This window comes from Vibrio sp. 99-70-13A1, from assembly GCF_013114625.1.
GTDB lineage: Bacteria > Pseudomonadota > Gammaproteobacteria > Enterobacterales > Vibrionaceae > Vibrio.
The window spans coordinates 1-19389 of record NZ_VTXD01000004.1 but is presented as its reverse complement, the minus strand read 5'-3'; the positions used below and the strand labels follow the sequence as shown (position 1 = coordinate 19389).

Sequence of the window (19389 nt, the reverse complement as noted above, 5' to 3'; positions counted from 1 at the left end):
AATGGAGTGATATGCAGGGATGGTATTAATCATTGGTATAAATCTGGTAGTGACTGATCTGATCTCTTTGAATTTAGGGATGCGAATATTTCCACAGCTCGATCTATCTGTTTAGTACCTATATACTGATTTCCAAACAGATAGGGATACTGATAGCAAATGAAAACACGAGATAAGATTGTTTACGCGGCTTTGGAATTATTTAACGAGCATGGTGAGCGTAGTATTACGACCAATCATATTGCTGAGCACATTGATATAAGCCCCGGTAATTTGTATTACCACTTTCGTAATAAACAAGAAATTGTCCGTGAAATTTTTGCGCTTTATTCAGCTGAGCTGATTGAAAGGTTTACCCCTATTCAAGGGCAGCAAGAAAGCCTTACTCTACTCAGGCATTATCTAGACTCTATCTTCACATTAATGTGGAAATACCGCTTCTTCTACGCAAACCTACCTGAAATTCTTTCCAGAGATGAACAGCTTCACTTAGATTACATGGCTGTTCAAGAAAAGCTACAGGCGAACCTTGTGGATATCATGAGAGCGTTTGTTGATTTGAAGTTATTGGTGATTTCTGAGCAAGAGATGAAGCCTATGGTGACGTCATTACACATTATTGCGTCGAGTTGGTTAGCTTATCAGTCTGCCATGTCACCAAAAGCGAAAATCACAGAACAAGTTGTGCATCAGGGTATGTTGCATATGATTGCGGTAGTGAAGCCGATAGCTACTACTCAAGGTGTGGAAGAATTAACACTGCTTGAAGATGGTGTGAAAGCCCTTAACTCCCGAACAAAGTCGAGTGAAAGCGATGCAAGATAGCTTTCACTTTGATTTTTATCTCACTAACCAGCGTTTAGGGTTTTGAGCTTGGCTGTTTCGGCGAATTTCAAAATAGAGGGAAGCACGGCTTTGCCCACCAGTATCACCGGCTAATGCTATCGCTTCTCCTGCTTTCACCTTATCCCCTTCTTTTTTGAGCAACGCTTGGTTGAAACCATAAAGGGTCATATCACCTTTACCGTGGTCGAGTAGTACAACAAGACCATAACCTCTCAAGTATTCTGCAAATACTACGGTTCCAGAGTAAACGGATTTAACCTGCTGACCATATTGAGCATTGATGACCATGCCTTTCCAGTTTACTTGCCCTGTTTGCTGTGAGCCGTAACTATGTAAGACCCTGCCTTTAATTGGCCATGGCAGCTTACCTTTACGTTTGGCTAATCCATCCATAGGAATCGCATTACGTTTTTCTAATGCCGCTTTTTTAGCTTTAGCTATTTCGGCTTTTAATCGAGTTTCATTGCGCTGCAGTTCTGCTAGGTAATTTTTGTCCCCTGAGATACTTTTCTTGATACTGCCGACTGTATTCTTACGTTTAGACTGAGTTTTGGCTAGCTGATCGCGTTTACTCGTTTGTTGCTTAAGTAGCTTAGCAATTTGAGCCTGTTCAAGCTGTCTTTGCTTTTGGTTTTCTTGCAGTGCTAGCTGAGTTTTTTCAATATTTTTGATGGTTGCAGAGCGAATTTTAGCGAGATGTTGGTAATACTGACTGATGCGATCCTCTTCAACGCCAGTATTGAGAATATCTGAAGGTGCTTTTGCTCTTCGAGTCATGTAATAAGTTTGGATCAGCTGTTCAAGCTTTTCTGACTGCTGTTTTTTCTGTGAAGAAAGCTCTGCAATATTTTTAGTCAATTGTTCAATGTTCGCGTTCGCTGTCTTTAATTGACTTTTAGTTTCTTTAATTGCTTTCTCTTGCGAGATAATTGAAAGCTCTTGCTGCCTAAGGTTGTTTTGCAGGCTATCTAGTTTCTTTTGTTGTGATGTTAAATCTTTCTTTTGGCGGGATATTTCGCCTTTAACTCCCTTAAGCTCATTTTGAGATGCAGCAATGCTAACTGCTGAATAAGAAAGTAACACCATGCCGGTCAGTGCTAACTTTAGTATTAAAGAATGTGTTCTTTTAAAATCAGCGATTTTAAATGCAAAAATAAGAGATTTGAGCGCAGTAGAAAAAAGCCTTATAAGGGACATAAGGCTTTGATTGAATGAGTTTAGTGCGATGTTTCTCATTACAAAATACTCATGCAGATTAGATACCATCACCATAGATGAAGTTTTGAGAACGACCGTTAAATGCTTGGTCCATATCTAGCGATGGTTTATCTGTTTTCGGTTTACCCACTATTTTTGCAGGAACACCAGCAACTGTTGTATGAGGGGGGACAGGTTGAAGTACAACTGAACATGAGCCAATCTTAGCGCCTTCACCGACCTCGATGTTACCTAAAATTTTAGCCCCAGCGCCAATCATAACCCCTTCGCGAATTTTAGGGTGACGATCGCCGCCTTCTTTACCTGTTCCGCCTAGTGTTACATCTTGTAAAATAGAGACATCATTTTCGACAACAGCGGTTTCACCAATTACTATCCCGGTGGCATGGTCGAGCATGATCGCTTTACCAATGCGTGCGGCAGGGTGGATGTCTACCTGACAAGCCACTGATATTTGATTTTGCAGATAGGTCGCTAATGCAATTCTGCCTTGCTTCCATAGCCAGTTGGCAACGCGGTAACCTTGCAAAGCGTGATAGCCTTTCAAGTACAGTAACGGCATTGAATACATTTCTACTGCAGGGTCGCGCATTACAGTAGCGCAAATATCACACGCTGCTGCATCAATGATGCTTTGATCTTGTGCGAATGCTTGTTCTACAACTTCTCTTACTGCCATTGCTGGCATTGAGGCTGTTTTCAATTTATTAGCAAGAATATAACTAAGCGCAGCACCTAGGCTTTCATGATTTATAATAGTGGCATGATAAAAGCTAGCAAGCATTGGCTCTTGCTCTGATTGCTTACGAGCTTCACGGACAATGCACTGCCATACTTTTTGTTGTTCACAATGTTTCATCATTATTTCCTAGATCTGACCATCATCCATTATTAGTCGAAACTACGCCGTCTTTATTGCTGATGTATTTAGTTTAAATCAATCGTGTTGAGCCTTAAGTCAATCACATTGAGTTTCAAATTAACGCTCTGATTTTTTATCTCGTGCAAGCAAATCTTGTGCTGCTAATCGAGCATCTTTCCCTTGATACAATACTTGATAAATTTGTTCAACAATAGGCATTTCAACGCCCATTCTTTCAGAAAGTAACCAGACTTCTTTTGTATTTCTATAGCCTTCTACCACTTGCCCAATGTCTTCTTGAGCGGTATCGACATCTTTACCCGAGCCTAAAGCTAAACCAAAACGTCGATTACGAGATTGGTTGTCAGTACAAGTAAGCACTAGATCACCTAAACCAGCCATACCCATGAAAGTCTCTGGTTGAGCCCCAAGAGCAACCCCTAAACGAGTCATTTCAGCTAATCCGCGAGTAATAAGTGCGGTACGAGCGTTAGCACCGAAGCCAATGCCGTCAGACATGCCAGCGCCTATGGCGATGACATTTTTAACGGCTCCGCCTAATTGCATACCCGTAAAATCAGAGTTTGCATAAACACGAAATGTTTTACTGCAGTGGATCTTTTCTTGGAGATCTTTAACAAACTCGTCATCAGGTGAAGCGACAGAAATTGCCGTCGGCATCCCCATTGCGAGTTCTTTAGCAAATGTTGGACCTGAAAGTACCGCTAAAGAATATTTATCACCCAGCATGTCGTTGGCAACGTCTTTTAAAAGGCGACCGGTTTCAGGCTCTAGACCTTTGGTTGCCCAACAAATACGTGATTCGTTTGTAAGGAAAGGTTTTACGCTGTTTAGAACGATACCAAAGACGTGGCTTGGAACCACGATTAATAAATCACGGCTTGATGAAACGGCTTTCTCAAGATTTGATTCGATAATTAGGCTTTCTGGGAAATCAATGCCAGGTAAGAATTCATGGTTAGCACGATCACCATCAAGCTGTGCCATGTGTTTTGGATCGTGTCCCCACAATACAACATTAGCGCCGTTACGAGCTAAGGATATAGCCAAAGATGTTCCGTAAGAGCCAGCTCCGATAACTGTCATGGCAATCTCTTTGCCATAAGCATTATTCGTGGCACTAGAATTTTTAGAGTCATCTCGGGGAGTTGTATTTGTCATGCTTCCACCTGAAAGTGATTAAGAAACGAGAAGAGTGTTACTGAGTATAAATAAAAAATGCACATCGCATCTAGATGTTAAGACGCTTTGTGCATTTTAATTTGCTATATATTTTCAGAAGGCTGAGGAGCAACTTATTTATATAACAAGTGTTGAAAGCTAGCTAATATTAAGCCTGCTCACCTTCTGCTTGTTGAGCTTGGTTTTGTAGGTAGTTCATGAACAATGCATCAAAGTTTACTGGTGCAAGGTTCAGTTGTGGGAACGTACCTTTAACTACTAGGCTTGAGATAGTCTCACGAGCATAAGGGAAAAGAATGTTAGGGCAGAATGCGCCTAGGCAATGTGCTAGTTGACCAGCTTCCATTGCGCCTGCTGTGAAAATACCGCCTTGTTGAACTTCACAAAGGAAAGCTGTGTCTTCAGCGTTTTTAACAGTAACAGTAAGACGAAGAATTACTTCGTATACACCTTCACCAAGCTCACGGCTTTGAGTATCTAGATCCAGTTTTACATCTGGATTCCACTCTTTTTGGAACATATCTGGTGAGTTAGGCGCTTCGAAAGATACGTCTTTTAGAAAGATACGTTGAATTGCGAAGTTTTGTTGTGCGTCTTGTGGTGCTGCTTCAGCCATTTTCTTAATCCTTAAAAATTTAACTTTGAGGTTTCGTTACATGATCCCATCTTTTTTGTATTTAATGGGTAACCAAACCTCGATAACTATTTTTTGCCTTTTACTAATGGCAGGTTTGCTTCGCTCCAAGCGACTAAACCATTTTTTAGCAAGCTTACATTTTCAAATCCAGCTTTTGCTAATAGGTTAGCACTTGCTTGAGCAGTTTGACCTGTCTTGCATACCACAATGATTGGGTCTGCTTTATGGCTTTCAAGGCTTCCCAAGTTATTTGCTTGAATCTCTGATGGCAAAATGTGAAGTGCGTCAGTAATGTGACCTTTTCTAAATTCATCTTTTGTTCGAATATCAACCACAATACCGTTTTCACGGTTCATTAACTGAGTAGTCTGTGCTGCAGTAATCTCTTTATAAGCGGCGGTAGATGTTTTAACGGTGTTCATGATGATAGCTGCAACTAAGCCAATCCACACAATGGCTAAAATCATATTTTCTTGAACAAATGGTACCAAATCTTGCATGTCTGAAACTCTTTTTGTTAGTTGAACTGAAAGTATAGGGCGAGAGTATAGCTAGAATGATTAATAGAATACAGAAGAAGGCGATTGTCGATAGAGTAAAAGGTGTGGCAATCTCAGAATGGTAAGTGTGAACTAATAGGTAAAGCCGAAGAAAAAGGCTTTAAATTTCGATAAATATTCTGCTCCTCGTAAGCTGTTGCTTATGAAAACTTTGTTTGTTCAGTATTTATGCATTTACTTGATCAAGAACTTTACCTATCATAATCACTTGGTTGTTTAAGCTGAACAACCAAAAGGGGCTACTATTAACGGTTTAGCTCCTAACTATAAACGTTTATATAAATGGGAAAGATTATGAAAAAGATTGCTTTAGTAGCAGCTCTGGCTGTTAGCTTTTCAAGTGGCGCTTTCGCAGCAGTAGAAGCAGCAGCTCCAGCAGCTTCTACTACTACAGGTGCAGCAGCAGGTGGCGCAGCAGCAGGCGGTGCAGCAGCTGGTACAGCAGCAACAGCAGCAGTAGCAGTAGGTGCAGTAGCAGTAGGTGCAGCAGTAGCAGTAGCAGCGAATGACAGCACAGCAACAACAACAACTGCAACAAACACTAACTAATTAGTCGTTAATGCAGTAGTGAATTCTATTGAAAACCATTCTTGCTTACAGTGAGAATGGTTTTTTTTTAGTGGCAGTTTATTTTTCCCCGTGAATTACAGGTATAGGTTTGATGAAAATTTTTACTCTATTGGTGCTCAGCTTTACTTTGTTTGGCTGCTCTCAGAGATTTAAAGATATAAATGCAACCGCTTATGAAGCTATATATGGCAGTGATGATGTTCAAATCACCACAAGCTATATTCAGGATTTGCCTTACTCAAGCATGTTCGCAGAAATTAATGATCAGGGTAAAATTTTTATGGTTTTAGCATATGCTGAAGCTAACCCTGAAACGCAAGTTCAGCAGCTAAAGTGGATGTCTTCAGATAGAGCCATGATCACTACCGAAAATAGCCGTATTGTTCAAACGTTGTTATTGCCTTATGAAAACTTAGTCTCGATCGAGAATAATGCCCCAAATTTTGATGTGTCGGCTAATCCGAAATCACAACAGTGGCAAAGCCGTTATGATTGGCAGCCTGATTACCGATTTGGATATACCGCAGAAATAGTACGCAGCTATATTGGCTCAGAAATAGTCACGACACCACTCACTTCGATTGAGACAAAAAAATATATTGAAACCGTTAGCTTCCCTGCTTTAGAAGCTGAAATTGAAAATATATATTGGGTGGATTCAAATGGTAGAGTTGTTAAAACTATACAATCAATAGGTCCTAGTATGACTCAATTAGAGCTGACAATTTTAAAAGACTTTAACGGACAGTAAATCGCTATTATGGACAATACAATGAAACATTCAGTATCGATTATAAGAAGCTTCTTTTATACATTTCTCATGTTAGCTTCTGTTTCTATGAGTTATGCATCAAATACACCAATAGATACGTTAATGGGACAGCAAAAACTCACAGTTGACCTTCCAAAGCAGGGCATCACCTTGTCTTACTCTAAGTCTGTTCGTTTGGAACAAGTATTGAGTGACGTATCAGTTCAAGGGTTTGGCTCTTACTTCCCATCTTCTGCTCAGTTGTTTGACTTGTCAGAACCTTCTGCACTTAAAGACAAGAAAGAAAAAACATTCAGCCATCTTACTGATTACGCGTCTATAAACCCTGAAGCTCTGCAAGTTAAAGAGCAATTATCGAAGTTTGAGTTTGCACCTAGGCAGTTTATTAATTTAGACCGTAATGTTGTGATTTCTCAGCTTGGTAAAAATCCAATACTAATTGGGCGAAATCAAATGGAAGACCAGAAAGAACCTTTTAATTTCTCTCTTTATTTAGAGCCGCGCCCTGAAAATGTACAGGTTATAGGTGTGCTTGATGATGTATTGAGCCTCCCACTTATTGAGCATGGTTCTATAAGCGATTATGTTCAGCTAATACCGCAAGGCTCACTTGGTAAAACCGCTGATGATAGCTTTGTTTATGTTATTCAACCTGATGGTCATGTTAAAAAAGCGCCTTATGCGTATTGGAATAATGCACCAACGTATTTAGCTCCGGGCGCAATGATATTCATTGGCTTTAGCTCGTTACCATCATCACACTCATCTCTTAATCAAGACATCGCTGAACTACTGCGCAATAAGGTGAACTTGTAATGTACTATCATCCATCATTTTCCTTATCAATACTCAGCGTTTCCATTATTAGTGCACTTTTGATGACGAACAGTTTTTCGGCTAATGCGGAAACGGACCCATTTGAACACCCTGAACTCAAGACATCTCAAATGGATTTTGGTGGTGTCGGTCTAATGCAAATGCCAACAGGACGTATGGCTCCCGAAGGTGAGTTCAATTTTGGTGCTTCATTTAATAATGAATATTATCTGTACAGCGCAAGCTTACAGTTGATGCCGTGGTTGGAAGCAACCGTACGTTACGCACAAGTTCAGGATGTGCTTTACAGTGGTTCTGGAACGGGTGATTGTTCAGATAACACCTTTAGTGGGTGTAACAAATATGCTGATAAAGGAATTGATTTTAAAATACGTTTGATTGAAGAAAGCTATTACCTACCTGAAGTCTCAGCTGGTGTTCGCGATTTTGGCGGAACAGGCCTATTTGATGGTGAATTTGTTGCGGGCACGAAACGTTTTGGTCCGGTTGATTTTACTCTAGGTATGGGGTGGGGTTACATGGGGCAAAGTGGCAATATTACTAACCCTTTCTGTAAAGCGAGTGATAAGTATTGTGATCGTCAGTCTGATTTCAAAGGAAACGGAGGTAGCATTGATTTTGAACGTTGGTTTAAAGGTGATACTGCAATTTATGGCGGGCTTGAATATCAAACTATTTATAAGCCCTTCACTTTAAAAATTGAATACGACAGTAACGATTATAGACAAGATTTCCCTGTAAGAGTTGGGGGAGGGGATATGACTCAGCATACTCCGTGGAATTTTGGTGTGATATACCGACTGGATGACTGGGGTGTTGCTAAAGTCAGTTATGAACGTGGTGATACTCTTACTTTAGGTTTCAACTTAAATACCAACTTTAATGAGATTAAGTCTATCTGGCGTGACAGCAAAGTAGAAATACTTCGCCCAACAGAAGCATCTTCGATTGAAGATGTTGATATGGCTAAGCTTGCTGAAGAATTAGAGACTGTTGCTGGATATGAACAAACTCAGCTGTTAGTTGATGGTGATACGTTTATAGTCAAAGGTAAGCAAGTTAAATACCGAGACAGAGGTATTGCATTGGAGCGTGGTGCTACTGTAATTGCCAATCATGTACCGACTTACATTGATACGTATAAAATTGTCGAGACGGAGAGCTCGGTAGAGTTAACGGAAACCCGTATCGACTCGAAGCAGTTTAAAGCGGTTGCCAATGAACACTACATCAATGCGGAAGTTGCAGATGCATCTATTTTACATGAACTAGAAAGCAATCAAGCTGTGAACCATTATGACGCTAGGGAAAGGTTTGATGTGTCGGTCTCTCCTCACTTAGCCCAATCTTTTGGCTCGGCAGAGGATTTTTATCTCTATAGTCTTGGTTTATATACAAACGCCTCATTTTGGGCTCTAGACAATGTTGAATTTTCTGGTTCCTTGTACGTTAACTTATTCGATAATTATGACCAATTTAACTATACAGTACCTGAGGACGGCACAGCACAAACTCCAAGAGTTCGCACAATGTTCCGTTCATATGTAGAAGATCCTGTACGTTTAGACCGCCTACAGCTAACTTGGTTCGAAGACTATGGTTCTGGTATTTATAGCCAAGCCTATGCTGGGTATCTCGAAAGTATGTTTGCAGGTGTAGGTGGTGAGGTTTTATACAGACCACTCAATAGCAATTGGGCTGTGGGGGTTGATGCAAACCTGATTAGCCAGAGAGACCCTGAAAGTTGGTTTGCGACATTTGACACAGAGCTGCAATATCACACAGACGACGGTCGCTATTATAAAGTGATAGACAGGGGCACTACTGGATTTGTTACGGGTTATTACATGCCTCAATGGCAATTCCTAGATAGCACTTTATTAAAAGTTGGTGTCGGTAAATTCTTAGCTGGAGATATCGGTACGCGTATTGATTTTTCGAAACAATTTAAAAGTGGTGTTATTGCAGGTGCTTTTGTCAGTTTAACGGATATGAGCACTGAAGATTATGGAGAAGGAAGTTACACCAAGGGCTTTTACATCTCAATACCATTTGATTTATTGACAGTGAAACCAAGTGCAAGCCGTGCAGGATTTACTTGGTTGCCGATAACTCGTGATGGCGGTCAAATGCTGAATAAGCAATATGAGTTGTTCAATCAAACAGATGCTCGCTCAACATGGTTCCAAAGACCAAGTTCAGTTAAGTAGTTTATGATTAAGTGCTAGTCGCTGCGTATAGTTAACCCTATTTTATCGATAGTCATGTCGCATTGATAATTGTTATGTAAAAAAGCTTTATAGGATGATCTATAAAGCTTTTTTACAAATGCTCGGATGTTATTCGTAGCGATATAGACTACAAATAGCTTTCTGTTATTCAGTTTATTGTTAGTAAATCTAGGCTACTTTGAATTTGAAACTAGGTTGATATGGCTACATAAAATGTGGATAATACGTGCGGATTAAATTCATATTTAATCATTAGTTCAATTTGACAACACTTTAGGCTAAAAAAATCATAGCCCTAACAGTGAAAAGATTAGCTTGCGTAGTGTGATGTCGCGTTGTATCAATGGGCGGTAGCGTATCCAATTGACACTAACCATACAGAATACTAATACCGCTGTGCCTGATGAAAGCTAGTCTTCAATGTAAAGCTAGGCTTCATTGTTGGTTTGTTATAAGTGCATAGCTAATAGCATTGGTTAAAATCACTTGGCAGTGATTACACATTATATGATTTGGTTAATATGAAAATTAAGAAAAATCGGCTTCTCTTTGCTCTTCTTCCTGTCCTACTTGCAGGTTGTACGACCCCTGGAGCATATCTTTCAACTGATAACAAAAATGTTATTGCTTCTGAAGAGTTACAACAAGAATCTGACGTGTCAGATATCGTAAATTTATATCCTCTTTCTGCTCAAACTGTTTCAAATTATCAAAACATTTTACCTGTTGTATCTCGTGCGAATGCTGACTTAGATATTGAAATAGCGAAATATGAGTACAAGGTTGGGGTTGGTGATATTTTGAATGTGACCATTTGGGACCATCCAGAATTAACGATTCCTGCAGGCTCTTACCGTAGTTCGGCAGAGGCGGGTAACTGGGTTCATGCCGACGGTACTATCTTTTATCCTTATATTGGAACGGTAGAAGTTGCAGGAAAAACAGTCCGTGAGATTCGCTCAGAACTATCTAGTCGCTTAGCTAGGTTTATTGAAAGCCCGCAAGTTGATGTTAACGTTGCTGCATTCCGTTCAAAGAAAACATACATCACAGGTGAAGTCGGTAATCCTGGTCAGCAAGCGATTACCAATATACCTTTAACTCTACTAGATGCGGTTAATCGGTCTGGTGGTTTAGGCGAAGATGCTGATTGGCGAAATGTGTCGCTTACTCGAAATGGTGTCGAAGAAAATATTTCGCTCTACGCCTTGATGCAACGTGGTGATTTAACTCAAAACCGTTTGTTACAGGCGGGAGATATCATTCATGTACCACGTAACGATAATCAGAAAGTGTTTGTTATGGGTGAGGTCAATGAGCCTCAACTTCTGAAAATGGATCGTGTGGGTATGAGCTTGACAGAAGCTCTAAGCAATGTTGGCGGTATTAATCAACTCTCTGCAGATGCCACTGGTGTGTTTGTGATTCGAACGTCTGATAATAAATCTGAGCGTATGGCTGACATTTATCAGCTGAACATTCAAGATGCTTCAGCTTTGGTTATTGGCACAGAATTTGACCTAAAACCCTATGATATTGTATACGTGACAGCAGCTCCAATTACTCGCTGGAATCGTGTGATTGGTCAGTTAGTACCAACCATTACTGGGTTTAATGAGCTGACTGAAGGTGTACTGCGTATTAGAAATTGGCCATAGGCTATAAATAAATGATAGGGCTGCAGAAATGTGGCCTTATTTATATGATTGGAAGAGCTGATGTTTAATAAAATTTTAGTAGTTTGTGTAGGTAATATTTGTCGTTCACCCACGGGTGAGCGAGTCTTGCAGAATCTACTACCCAACAAAGAAATTGCTTCAGCTGGTATTGCTGCAGAAAGTAGCCGTTTGCTTGACAAGCCTGCAGATAAGACAGCCATTGAAATTGCTGCTGAGAATGGTGTCAATGTAGATAACCATAAAGCTCAGCAACTTACTTCTGAGCTATGTGCTAAATACGATTTGATTTTAGTTATGGAAAAAGGTCACTTAGAAGCATTAACTAAAATATCACCTGAAGCTCGAGGAAAAGCGATGCTTTTTGGTCAATGGGTTGGGCAAAAAGATATCCCAGATCCATATCGTCAAAGTCGTGAAGCATTTGAGCATGCTTATAAGTTAATTAATGAATCGGCTCAAGCTTGGGTTAAAAAACTCTAATTAAGAATATAGTAGTAAGAAGAAAATAATAGGTGTTTAGCTATTGGAAGCTGAATGTAAATGAACACCGACAATATATTCGTCAGTGATAATACGCGAAAGTTTTAGGAATTTGTAAACTAATGATGAAGCAACAATCCCATCAATCACAAGCTGACAATTCAGATGAAATCGATTTAGGAAAACTATTTGGTATTCTACTTGATGCTAAATGGTGGATTATCATAGCGACCTTTATATTTACGGTGGGAGGCGTAGCCTTTGCTGTGCTTTCAACACCTATTTATAAAGCTGATGCATTGATTCAAATAGAAGAAAAAAGTTCAGGTGGTATATCTTCAATGGTTGGAGATATGGGGGAGCTTTTTTCATCTGAATCTTCGGCGACAACAGAAATTGAAATTATAAAGTCACGAATGATTTTAGGGGAGACTGTCGATAAGTTTAATTTGACGACAGTAACATCCCCCGATTATTTCCCATTAGCAGGTAAAGGCTTTGCTCGTTTAAATTCTGATGTTAACCGTATATCAGTAAGCCGTTTTACCATGCCCAGTTATGCCGGGACATATGCTCATACAATAAAAATTATTGACCATGATGAAGGTACTTACCAACTTATCCGTGAAGATGAAAGAGTCATTCTTGAGGGCAAGGTGGGGAGTTTAGCTAGTTCTGATGAATACAGTATTTTTGTTGCTGGCTTTGAATCCCAAACAGGCTTTGAATTTTCAATTGGCAAACGTAGTAAGTTGGAAGCAATTGAATGGCTCAAGAGTTCTCTATCTCTGTCTGAACAAGGTAAGCAAACTGGGATTTTGAAGTTAAGCTTTGAGGGCGAGGATAAACAGTTAATATCTGAAATTCTTGACCATATTAGCCAAATTTACTTTTTGCAAAATGTTAAACGTAACTCTGCAGAAGCTGAAAAGAGTTTGTCATTCTTAGAAGGGCACTTGCCGGGGATTAAATCTCAACTAACGACTTTTGAAGATGTGTTAAATAACTATCGTCAAGAAAATGAGTCAATCGATTTAGGCTTAGAAGCTCAGTCTACCTTGAAGGTAATGGTTGAATTAGAAGCTCAACTTAATGAACTTACTTTTAAAGAAAGTGAAATTAGCCAACGATTCACTAAAGATCACCCTGCTTATAAGTCTCTGCTTGATAAGCGTGAAACATTACTTGGTGAAAAAGAACGCTTAAATAAGCAAGTTCAAAAGCTACCGAAGACTCAGCGTGAAGTTCTACGAATGACACGTGACGTTGAAGTAAATCAACAAATTTATATTCAGCTGCTTAATAAAGTCCAAGAGTTAAGCATTATCAAAGCGGGTACGGTTGGCAATGTACGTATTCTCGATGATGCTCAAGCTTACAGCCGAGCAGTAAAACCGAAGAAACCTCTTATTGTTGTGTTAGCAACTTTGCTTGGCGGAATGTTAAGTGTTGCATTTGTATTGGTTAAAGCTGCGTTTCACCGTGGTGTTGAAAGCCCAGATCAAATTGAACAAATTGGTCTGCCTGTTTATGCCGCAGTACCGAAATCTGATTTGCAGATCGAACTAACTAACCGTTTCAAAGTAAAGCGCCGTAAAACCAAAGGTACTCAAAGCTTACTTGCTGAATCAAACCCCGCGGATCTATCTGTAGAGGCTTTAAGAGGTCTTCGCACTAGTCTGCACTTTGCGATGTTAGAAGCAAAAAATAATGTATTGATGATCTCAGGTCCTGCTCCTGGTATCGGCAAGTCTTTCATTTCAACAAACTTTGCTGCTGTTGCCGCTAAAACGGGGCAAAAAGTATTATTGATTGATGCTGATATGCGTAAAGGTTATTTACAGCAAAGCTTTGGCATGGAGTGGGATAATGGCTTGTCTGATATTTTATCGAATACTGATGAATTCTCTAAAGCAATAAAAACAACAACTGTTGAAAACTTAGATATTATTACTCGCGGACAAGTACCACCAAACCCATCAGAACTATTAATGCATTCTCGTTTTGCTCAATTATTAGAATGGGCATCAGAAGAGTATGATTTGGTTATTGTTGATACCCCACCTGTTCTTGCTGTAACTGATCCGAGTATTGTGGGCGCATTTGCAGGGACAACTTTGATGGTCGCTCGTTATGGGCAGAATACTATCAAAGAAATTGAAGTGGCTCGTAATCGTTTTGAGCAATCAGGTATAGAAGTAAAAGGTGTGATATTCAACGCGATTGAGAAAAAAGCATCAAGTTCTTACGGTTATGGATACTACAATTACTCATATTCAAGCGATAAGAAATAAAAGGCAGGACCTATTGGGCTCTTTTTTTGAAAGTAAGTAAAATTTAGGTTTTATAAGGGGTGGTCGAAATAAGACTGTCTCAAAATGAATAAAAAGTGTCTCAGTGGCTTAAAGTGACTGAGACATTTTTGTGAGATTAAGTTCCAAAATTCAAATGCATCTTCACGCTCGTGAGTATGTTCAAAAAATAATATAAGAGAAAACTATGAAGATCCTCGTCACTGGCGGTGCTGGCTTTATCGGTTCAGCAGTCATTCGTCATATTATTAATAATACATCTGACAGCGTTGTAAACGTTGATAAACTCACATACGCGGGCAACCTAGAATCACTTGCTGAAGTAGATTTGAACGAACGTTATGCATTTGAACAAGTGGATATTTGTAATCGTACAGAATTAGATCTAGTGTTTCAAAAGCACCAACCGGATGCCGTCATGCACCTCGCGGCAGAGTCACATGTTGACCGTTCAATCACTGGTCCAGCTGCGTTTATCGAAACTAATATTGTCGGCACGTACACCTTGTTAGAAGCAACTCGAGAGTATTGGAACACGCTTGAAGACAGTGTAAAGTCAGAGTTTCGTTTTCACCACATCTCAACGGATGAAGTTTACGGTGACCTACCGCACCCAGATGAGGTTTCTGAAGGGACCGACTTGCCAATGTTCTTGGAGACTACATCGTATGAGCCATCGAGCCCATATTCGGCGTCAAAAGCATCGAGCGATCACCTTGTGCGTGCATGGTTACGTACTTACGGCTTGCCTACTATCGTAACCAACTGCTCGAACAACTACGGTCCTTACCACTTTCCTGAAAAACTGATTCCTCTGGTTATCCTCAACGCGCTTGAAGGCAAAGAGTTACCTATTTACGGAAAAGGTGACCAAATCCGTGACTGGTTATTTGTCGAAGATCACGCCCGTGCGCTCTACACAGTAGTGACGAAAGGTAAAGTGGGTGAGACATATAATATTGGTGGCCACAACGAGAAGAAAAACCTCGAAGTCGTGAACACGATTTGTGAAATCTTAGACACGCTAGTACCGAAAGAGTCAGCATATGCTGAACAAATCACTTATGTTCAAGACCGTCCTGGTCACGACCGCCGCTATGCGATTGACTCGTCTAAAATGCAACATGAACTAAATTGGACGCCAGAAGAGACGTTTGATACGGGTCTTCGTAAAACAGTGCAATGGTACCTAGACAACTCAAGATGGTGTCAAAACGTGCAAGATGGTAGTTACCAACGTGAGCGTTTGGGTGTAGAAGCAGTTGAATCAAAGGTGAAGAAATAATGAAAGGTATTGTATTAGCTGGCGGTTCAGGAACACGCCTATATCCACTGACCCGCGGCGTATCAAAACAATTATTGCCAATCTATGATAAGCCAATGGTGTTCTACCCGATTTCTACATTGATGCTGGCCGGAATCAAAGACATTCTCATTATTACTACACCAGAAGATAATGCTGGTTTTAAGCGCCTGCTTGGCGATGGCTTAGATTTTGGTATTAACCTAGAGTATGCGATTCAGCCAAGTCCAGACGGCTTAGCACAGGCGTTTATCATCGGTGAAGAGTTCATTGGTGATGACAGCGTGTGTTTAGTTTTGGGTGATAACATCTTCTATGGTCAATCTTTTTCCAAAACACTGCAAAGCGCCGCTTCAAGAGAGTCGGGTGCGACTGTGTTTGGCTATCAAGTGAAAGATCCAGAGCGTTTTGGTGTGGTTGAATTTGATAAAGAGATGAAGGCAATTTCTGTTGAAGAAAAGCCGGAAGCACCAAAGTCTAACTATGCCGTAACCGGTTTGTATTTCTATGATAACCGAGTGGTGGAAATGGCCAAGCAAGTGAAGCCATCTCATCGTGGTGAGCTTGAGATTACGACACTCAATGAAATGTACCTCAATGATGGTTCACTAAACGTGGAGTTATTGGGTCGTGGTTTTGCTTGGTTAGATACAGGTACGCACGAAAGCCTGCATGAAGCTTCTTCATTTGTTCAAACTATTGAAAATGTTCAAGGGTTGAAAGTGGCTTGCTTAGAAGAAATCGCTTGGCGTAACGGTTGGTTGAGTGATGAACAAGTTCTAGCGTTAGCAAAACCAATGATGAAAAACGAGTATGGTCAATATTTAACACGGTTAGTAAACGAAACTCAGAACAAGGTGGTAAAGTGATGCGAATACTCATTACTGGCTGTTATGGCCAAGTGGGTTCCTGCTTAACTCAGCAGCTAGCTAACAATGAAAATATAACAATGTTAGCGCTTGATAGAGAGAATCTTGATATCACTTGTCAAGAAGCAGTTAATACAGTGATTGCTGAGTTTAAGCCTAGCATCATTATTAATGCAGCGGCACATACTGCAGTAGATCAGGCTGAAGAAGAAGTAGACCTTTCTTACGCGATAAACCGTAATGGCCCCAAATACCTAGCAGAAGCTGCGCAAAGTGTCGGTGCGGCGATTTTACATATCTCAACGGATTATGTATTTGAAGGCAGCAAAACAGGTGAATATGTAGAAACGGATATCACCAACCCGCAAGGCGTTTACGGGGAAAGTAAACTAGCCGGCGAGATTGCAGTGGCCGAGGCGTGTGACAAATACATTATCCTCCGTACTGCGTGGGTATTTGGTGAAAATGGCAATAACTTTGTTAAAACTATGCTGCGTTTGGCGGAGAATCGAGACGCATTGAGTATTGTCGGTGACCAATTTGGTGGACCAACCTATGCTGGTGATATCGCTAGCGTGTTGATTGAAATTGCGAAGCGCATCGCTCAGGGTGATGCGGTTGAGTACGGTGTTTACCACTATTCAGGCTTACCACATGTGAGTTGGTTTGACTTTGCTGCTGCAATTTTTGATATTGCCTTTGAACAAGGCTTTCTTGATAAAAAACCGAATTTAACTAGTATTGCCACCGATCAATACCCTACACCGGCTAAGCGCCCAAGCAATTCTAGACTAAGTACAGAGAAAATCACTCAAGGTTTTTCTATTAAGGGGAGTAACTGGAAGGCGGCGCTGAACAATATTCAAGCATATACAAGGTAAGACAATGAAAGTAATCGATACTCGTATCCCCGATGTTAAAATTATAGAGCCAAGCGTATTTGGCGATGATCGAGGCTTTTTTATGGAAACCTGGAATCAAAAACAATTCGAAGAGCTAGTAACCGGTAAACCTATCCAGTTTGTACAAGATAACCATTCTAAATCTAAGAAAGGAATCTTACGTGGGATGCATTATCAGATAGAAAACACTCAGGGGAAGCTAGTACGAGTAGTTTCAGGGGAAGTATTTGATGTTGCTGTTGATATTCGAAATGGTTCGCCGACCTTTGGAAGGTGGGTAGGCGAATATCTTTCTGCAGATAATAAGCGACAGCTTTGGGTGCCAGAAGGTTTTGCACACGGTTTTTATGTTACAGGGGATAGTGCTGAATTTGTTTACAAGTGCACAGATTATTATAACCCTGATGCCGAAATCTCTATTGCATGGAACGATTCTAAGTTAGGTATAGAGTGGCCTCTAGAATCAGAACCTTCTTTGTCAGTAAAAGATAAGAAAGCAAAAAAATTTGATGAAGTAATAAAAGAAATTTATGGAGATAACAATGCTAATTGAAGATTCAAAAATTGCAATTGTGGGTCTTGGCTATGTAGGGCTTCCGCTGGCTTTAGAGTTTGGAAAAAAATATCAAACAATTGGGTATGACCTAAATGAAAGAAGAGTGACAGAGCTCAATAATAATATTGACACTACATTGGAGTGTACTTCCGATGAAATTAAAGCTTCTGAACACATAACTTTTTGCACTAACATTAAAGATATCGAAAACTGTAATGTATATATAGTTACAGTCCCAACCCCTATTACTACCTCTAATCAACCAGATTTAGGACCGTTAATAAGTGCTTCAAGAGCGTTGGGTGAAGTTATTAAATATGGTGATGTAGTAATTTATGAGTCGACTGTATACCCAGGTGCGACAGAAGAAGTGTGCGTGCCGGAATTAGAAAAGGTATCTGGATTAAAGTATAATAAAGATTTTTACGCAGGATATTCTCCAGAAAGAATTAATCCAGGAGATAAATTACATCGAGTGGCAAATATTCATAAGGTTACAAGTGGATCTACTGAAGAAGTGACCAATTTTGTGGATAATCTCTATCGTTCTGTTATAACTGCAGGTACTCATAAGGCTGCGAGCATTAAGGTTGCTGAAGCTTCGAAATTAATTGAGAATATTCAAAGAGATGTGAATATTGCTTTGATTAATGAATTGCATCAGATATTTGGAAAGCTAGATATCGATACTAAAAAGGTTATTGATGCTGCTTCGACTAAATGGAACTTTATGAAGCTTTACCCTGGCTTGGTTGGTGGGCACTGCATCAGCGTTGATCCTTATTATATGCTCCACAAGTCATCTTCGATCGGTTATATACCAGATATGATTCGCACGGCTAGAGAAATAAATAATGGAATGAGTGATTATTTAGCAAGTGATTTTATTGAAGAATTAGTAAAGAACAAGATAGAATTTACCAATAAAAAAATTGTAATACTGGGTTTTTCTTTTAAAGAGAATTGTCCAGATCTAAGGAATACAAAAGTATTTGATTTGTATTTGAAATTGGTATCTTTAGGTCTAAGTGTTACAATTTATGATCCATTAGTTGATGTTGAGGAAGCAATGTCAGAATACTCAATTCGAGTCGCTAATGAGATAGATAATAGCTTTGATATCGCATTTTTAGCTGTACCACATGATAAGGTTTTGGAATTAATAGAGAAAAAATGTAGCTTCGAATATATATACGATTTCAAGAAATCATTGAATAGTAATGAAAGTAAGTAAATTTTTGAAAGTAAGTGCTATAGCATATGCTATAGCACTTTTAACATATTTTAACTCATTTATAGCAGCTCAAGAGGAATTTCATAGTAATATATTGGCATCGATAGCATTATTAGCGATGTTTTTTAATTTAGGCCAGACTGTAGTTTGCTATGGATATAATGGGTATATTGTTTATTTAAAGAAAAGTAGCGATATTGCTAATAACTTTAATGCACTAATAAATAAGGTTAAAATTGGAGTTTTAATAAATGCAACCTTATTTATTATTGGAATCAATATTTGGGGTGGCTATAACTTAGAAGAAACAATTAGTTA

At 39.7% G+C, this 19389-nt stretch carries 19 protein-coding genes; 14 read left to right on the top strand and 5 right to left on the bottom strand.

The annotated features are described in order from the left end of the window. The first annotated feature begins 159 nt into the window (after positions 1-159). Positions 160-825: a TetR/AcrR family transcriptional regulator gene (locus tag F0226_RS04775; RefSeq protein WP_171734587.1), complete on the top strand. Its 666-nt coding sequence runs from the start codon at positions 160-162 to the stop codon at positions 823-825. Between the two features lie 15 nt (positions 826-840). Here F0226_RS04775 and F0226_RS04770 read toward each other — a convergent pair whose 3' ends face one another. The 5 genes from F0226_RS04770 to F0226_RS04750 all read right to left on the bottom strand — a co-directional run bounded on the left by F0226_RS04770 (position 841) and on the right by F0226_RS04750 (position 5266). Continuing rightward, positions 841-1932 (bottom strand): peptidoglycan DD-metalloendopeptidase family protein, encoded by a 1092-nt coding sequence (locus F0226_RS04770; protein WP_253820764.1) that lies wholly within the window; start codon positions 1930-1932, stop codon positions 841-843. A gap of 169 nt (positions 1933-2101) precedes the next feature. After that, the gene (gene cysE, locus F0226_RS04765; protein ID WP_137374129.1) at positions 2102-2923 is read right to left on the bottom strand and encodes a serine O-acetyltransferase; all 822 of its coding nucleotides are present in this window, start codon (positions 2921-2923) and stop codon (positions 2102-2104) included. A 120-nt stretch (positions 2924-3043) separates the two neighbouring features. Further along, the gene (gpsA, locus tag F0226_RS04760) at positions 3044-4108 is read right to left on the bottom strand and encodes an NAD(P)H-dependent glycerol-3-phosphate dehydrogenase (RefSeq protein WP_171734586.1); all 1065 of its coding nucleotides are present in this window, start codon (positions 4106-4108) and stop codon (positions 3044-3046) included. Between the two features lie 169 nt (positions 4109-4277). Next, positions 4278-4745, bottom strand: coding sequence for a protein-export chaperone SecB (gene secB / locus F0226_RS04755; RefSeq protein WP_137374027.1), 468 nt, complete (start codon positions 4743-4745; stop codon positions 4278-4280). A gap of 86 nt (positions 4746-4831) precedes the next feature. Continuing rightward, entirely contained in the window at positions 4832-5266 is a 435-nt protein-coding gene (locus F0226_RS04750) for a rhodanese-like domain-containing protein (RefSeq protein WP_171734585.1), read from the bottom strand. 354 nt (positions 5267-5620) lie between these two features. On the opposite strand from F0226_RS04750, the gene F0226_RS04745 reads away from it, so the two are divergent. The 13 genes from F0226_RS04745 to F0226_RS04685 form a co-directional block, all read left to right on the top strand. Further along, positions 5621-5875, top strand: a complete 255-nt coding sequence (locus tag F0226_RS04745; RefSeq protein WP_171734584.1) for a hypothetical protein — start codon at positions 5621-5623, stop codon at positions 5873-5875. Between the two features lie 118 nt (positions 5876-5993). Further along, positions 5994-6647, top strand: a complete 654-nt coding sequence (locus F0226_RS04740) for a YjbF family lipoprotein (RefSeq protein ID WP_171734700.1) — start codon at positions 5994-5996, stop codon at positions 6645-6647. Between the two features lie 21 nt (positions 6648-6668). Beyond that, complete coding sequence (locus F0226_RS04735) at positions 6669-7484, top strand: capsule biosynthesis GfcC family protein (protein ID WP_171734583.1); 816 nt, start codon at positions 6669-6671, stop codon at positions 7482-7484. Beyond that, complete coding sequence (locus F0226_RS04730) at positions 7484-9715, top strand: YjbH domain-containing protein (protein WP_171734582.1); 2232 nt, start codon at positions 7484-7486, stop codon at positions 9713-9715. The genes F0226_RS04735 and F0226_RS04730 overlap by 1 nt, the downstream gene beginning before the upstream one ends. 542 nt (positions 9716-10257) lie before the next feature. Further along, positions 10258-11394, top strand: coding sequence for a polysaccharide export protein (locus tag F0226_RS04725; protein ID WP_171734581.1), 1137 nt, complete (start codon positions 10258-10260; stop codon positions 11392-11394). Positions 11395-11454: 60 nt separating this feature from the next. Beyond that, positions 11455-11895 carry a low molecular weight protein-tyrosine-phosphatase gene (locus F0226_RS04720; protein ID WP_171734580.1) on the top strand — a complete coding sequence of 147 codons (441 nt, stop codon included), beginning with the start codon at positions 11455-11457 and terminating at the stop codon, positions 11893-11895. 122 nt (positions 11896-12017) lie between these two features. Then, on the top strand, positions 12018-14189 hold the full coding sequence (locus F0226_RS04715; protein WP_171734579.1) for a polysaccharide biosynthesis tyrosine autokinase: 2172 nt from the start codon (positions 12018-12020) through the stop codon (positions 14187-14189). Between the two features lie 205 nt (positions 14190-14394). After that, entirely contained in the window at positions 14395-15492 is a 1098-nt protein-coding gene (gene rfbB, locus F0226_RS04710; protein WP_171734578.1) for a dTDP-glucose 4,6-dehydratase, read from the top strand. Next, positions 15492-16379 carry a glucose-1-phosphate thymidylyltransferase RfbA gene (gene rfbA, locus F0226_RS04705; RefSeq protein WP_171734577.1) on the top strand — a complete coding sequence of 296 codons (888 nt, stop codon included), beginning with the start codon at positions 15492-15494 and terminating at the stop codon, positions 16377-16379. The genes rfbB and rfbA overlap by 1 nt, the downstream gene beginning before the upstream one ends. Continuing rightward, entirely contained in the window at positions 16379-17260 is an 882-nt protein-coding gene (gene rfbD, locus F0226_RS04700; protein ID WP_171734576.1) for a dTDP-4-dehydrorhamnose reductase, read from the top strand. Before rfbA ends, rfbD begins: the two co-directional genes overlap by 1 nt. A gap of 4 nt (positions 17261-17264) precedes the next feature. Beyond that, a complete protein-coding gene (rfbC, locus tag F0226_RS04695; RefSeq protein ID WP_171734575.1) occupies positions 17265-17834 on the top strand; it encodes a dTDP-4-dehydrorhamnose 3,5-epimerase in 570 nt (189 codons plus the stop codon). Beyond that, a complete protein-coding gene (locus F0226_RS04690; protein ID WP_171734574.1) occupies positions 17824-19071 on the top strand; it encodes a nucleotide sugar dehydrogenase in 1248 nt (415 codons plus the stop codon). Before rfbC ends, F0226_RS04690 begins: the two co-directional genes overlap by 11 nt. Next, positions 19058-19389: hypothetical protein (locus F0226_RS04685; protein WP_171734573.1), on the top strand; the 332-nt coding region annotated here is incomplete at its 3' end. The genes F0226_RS04690 and F0226_RS04685, both read left to right, overlap by 14 nt.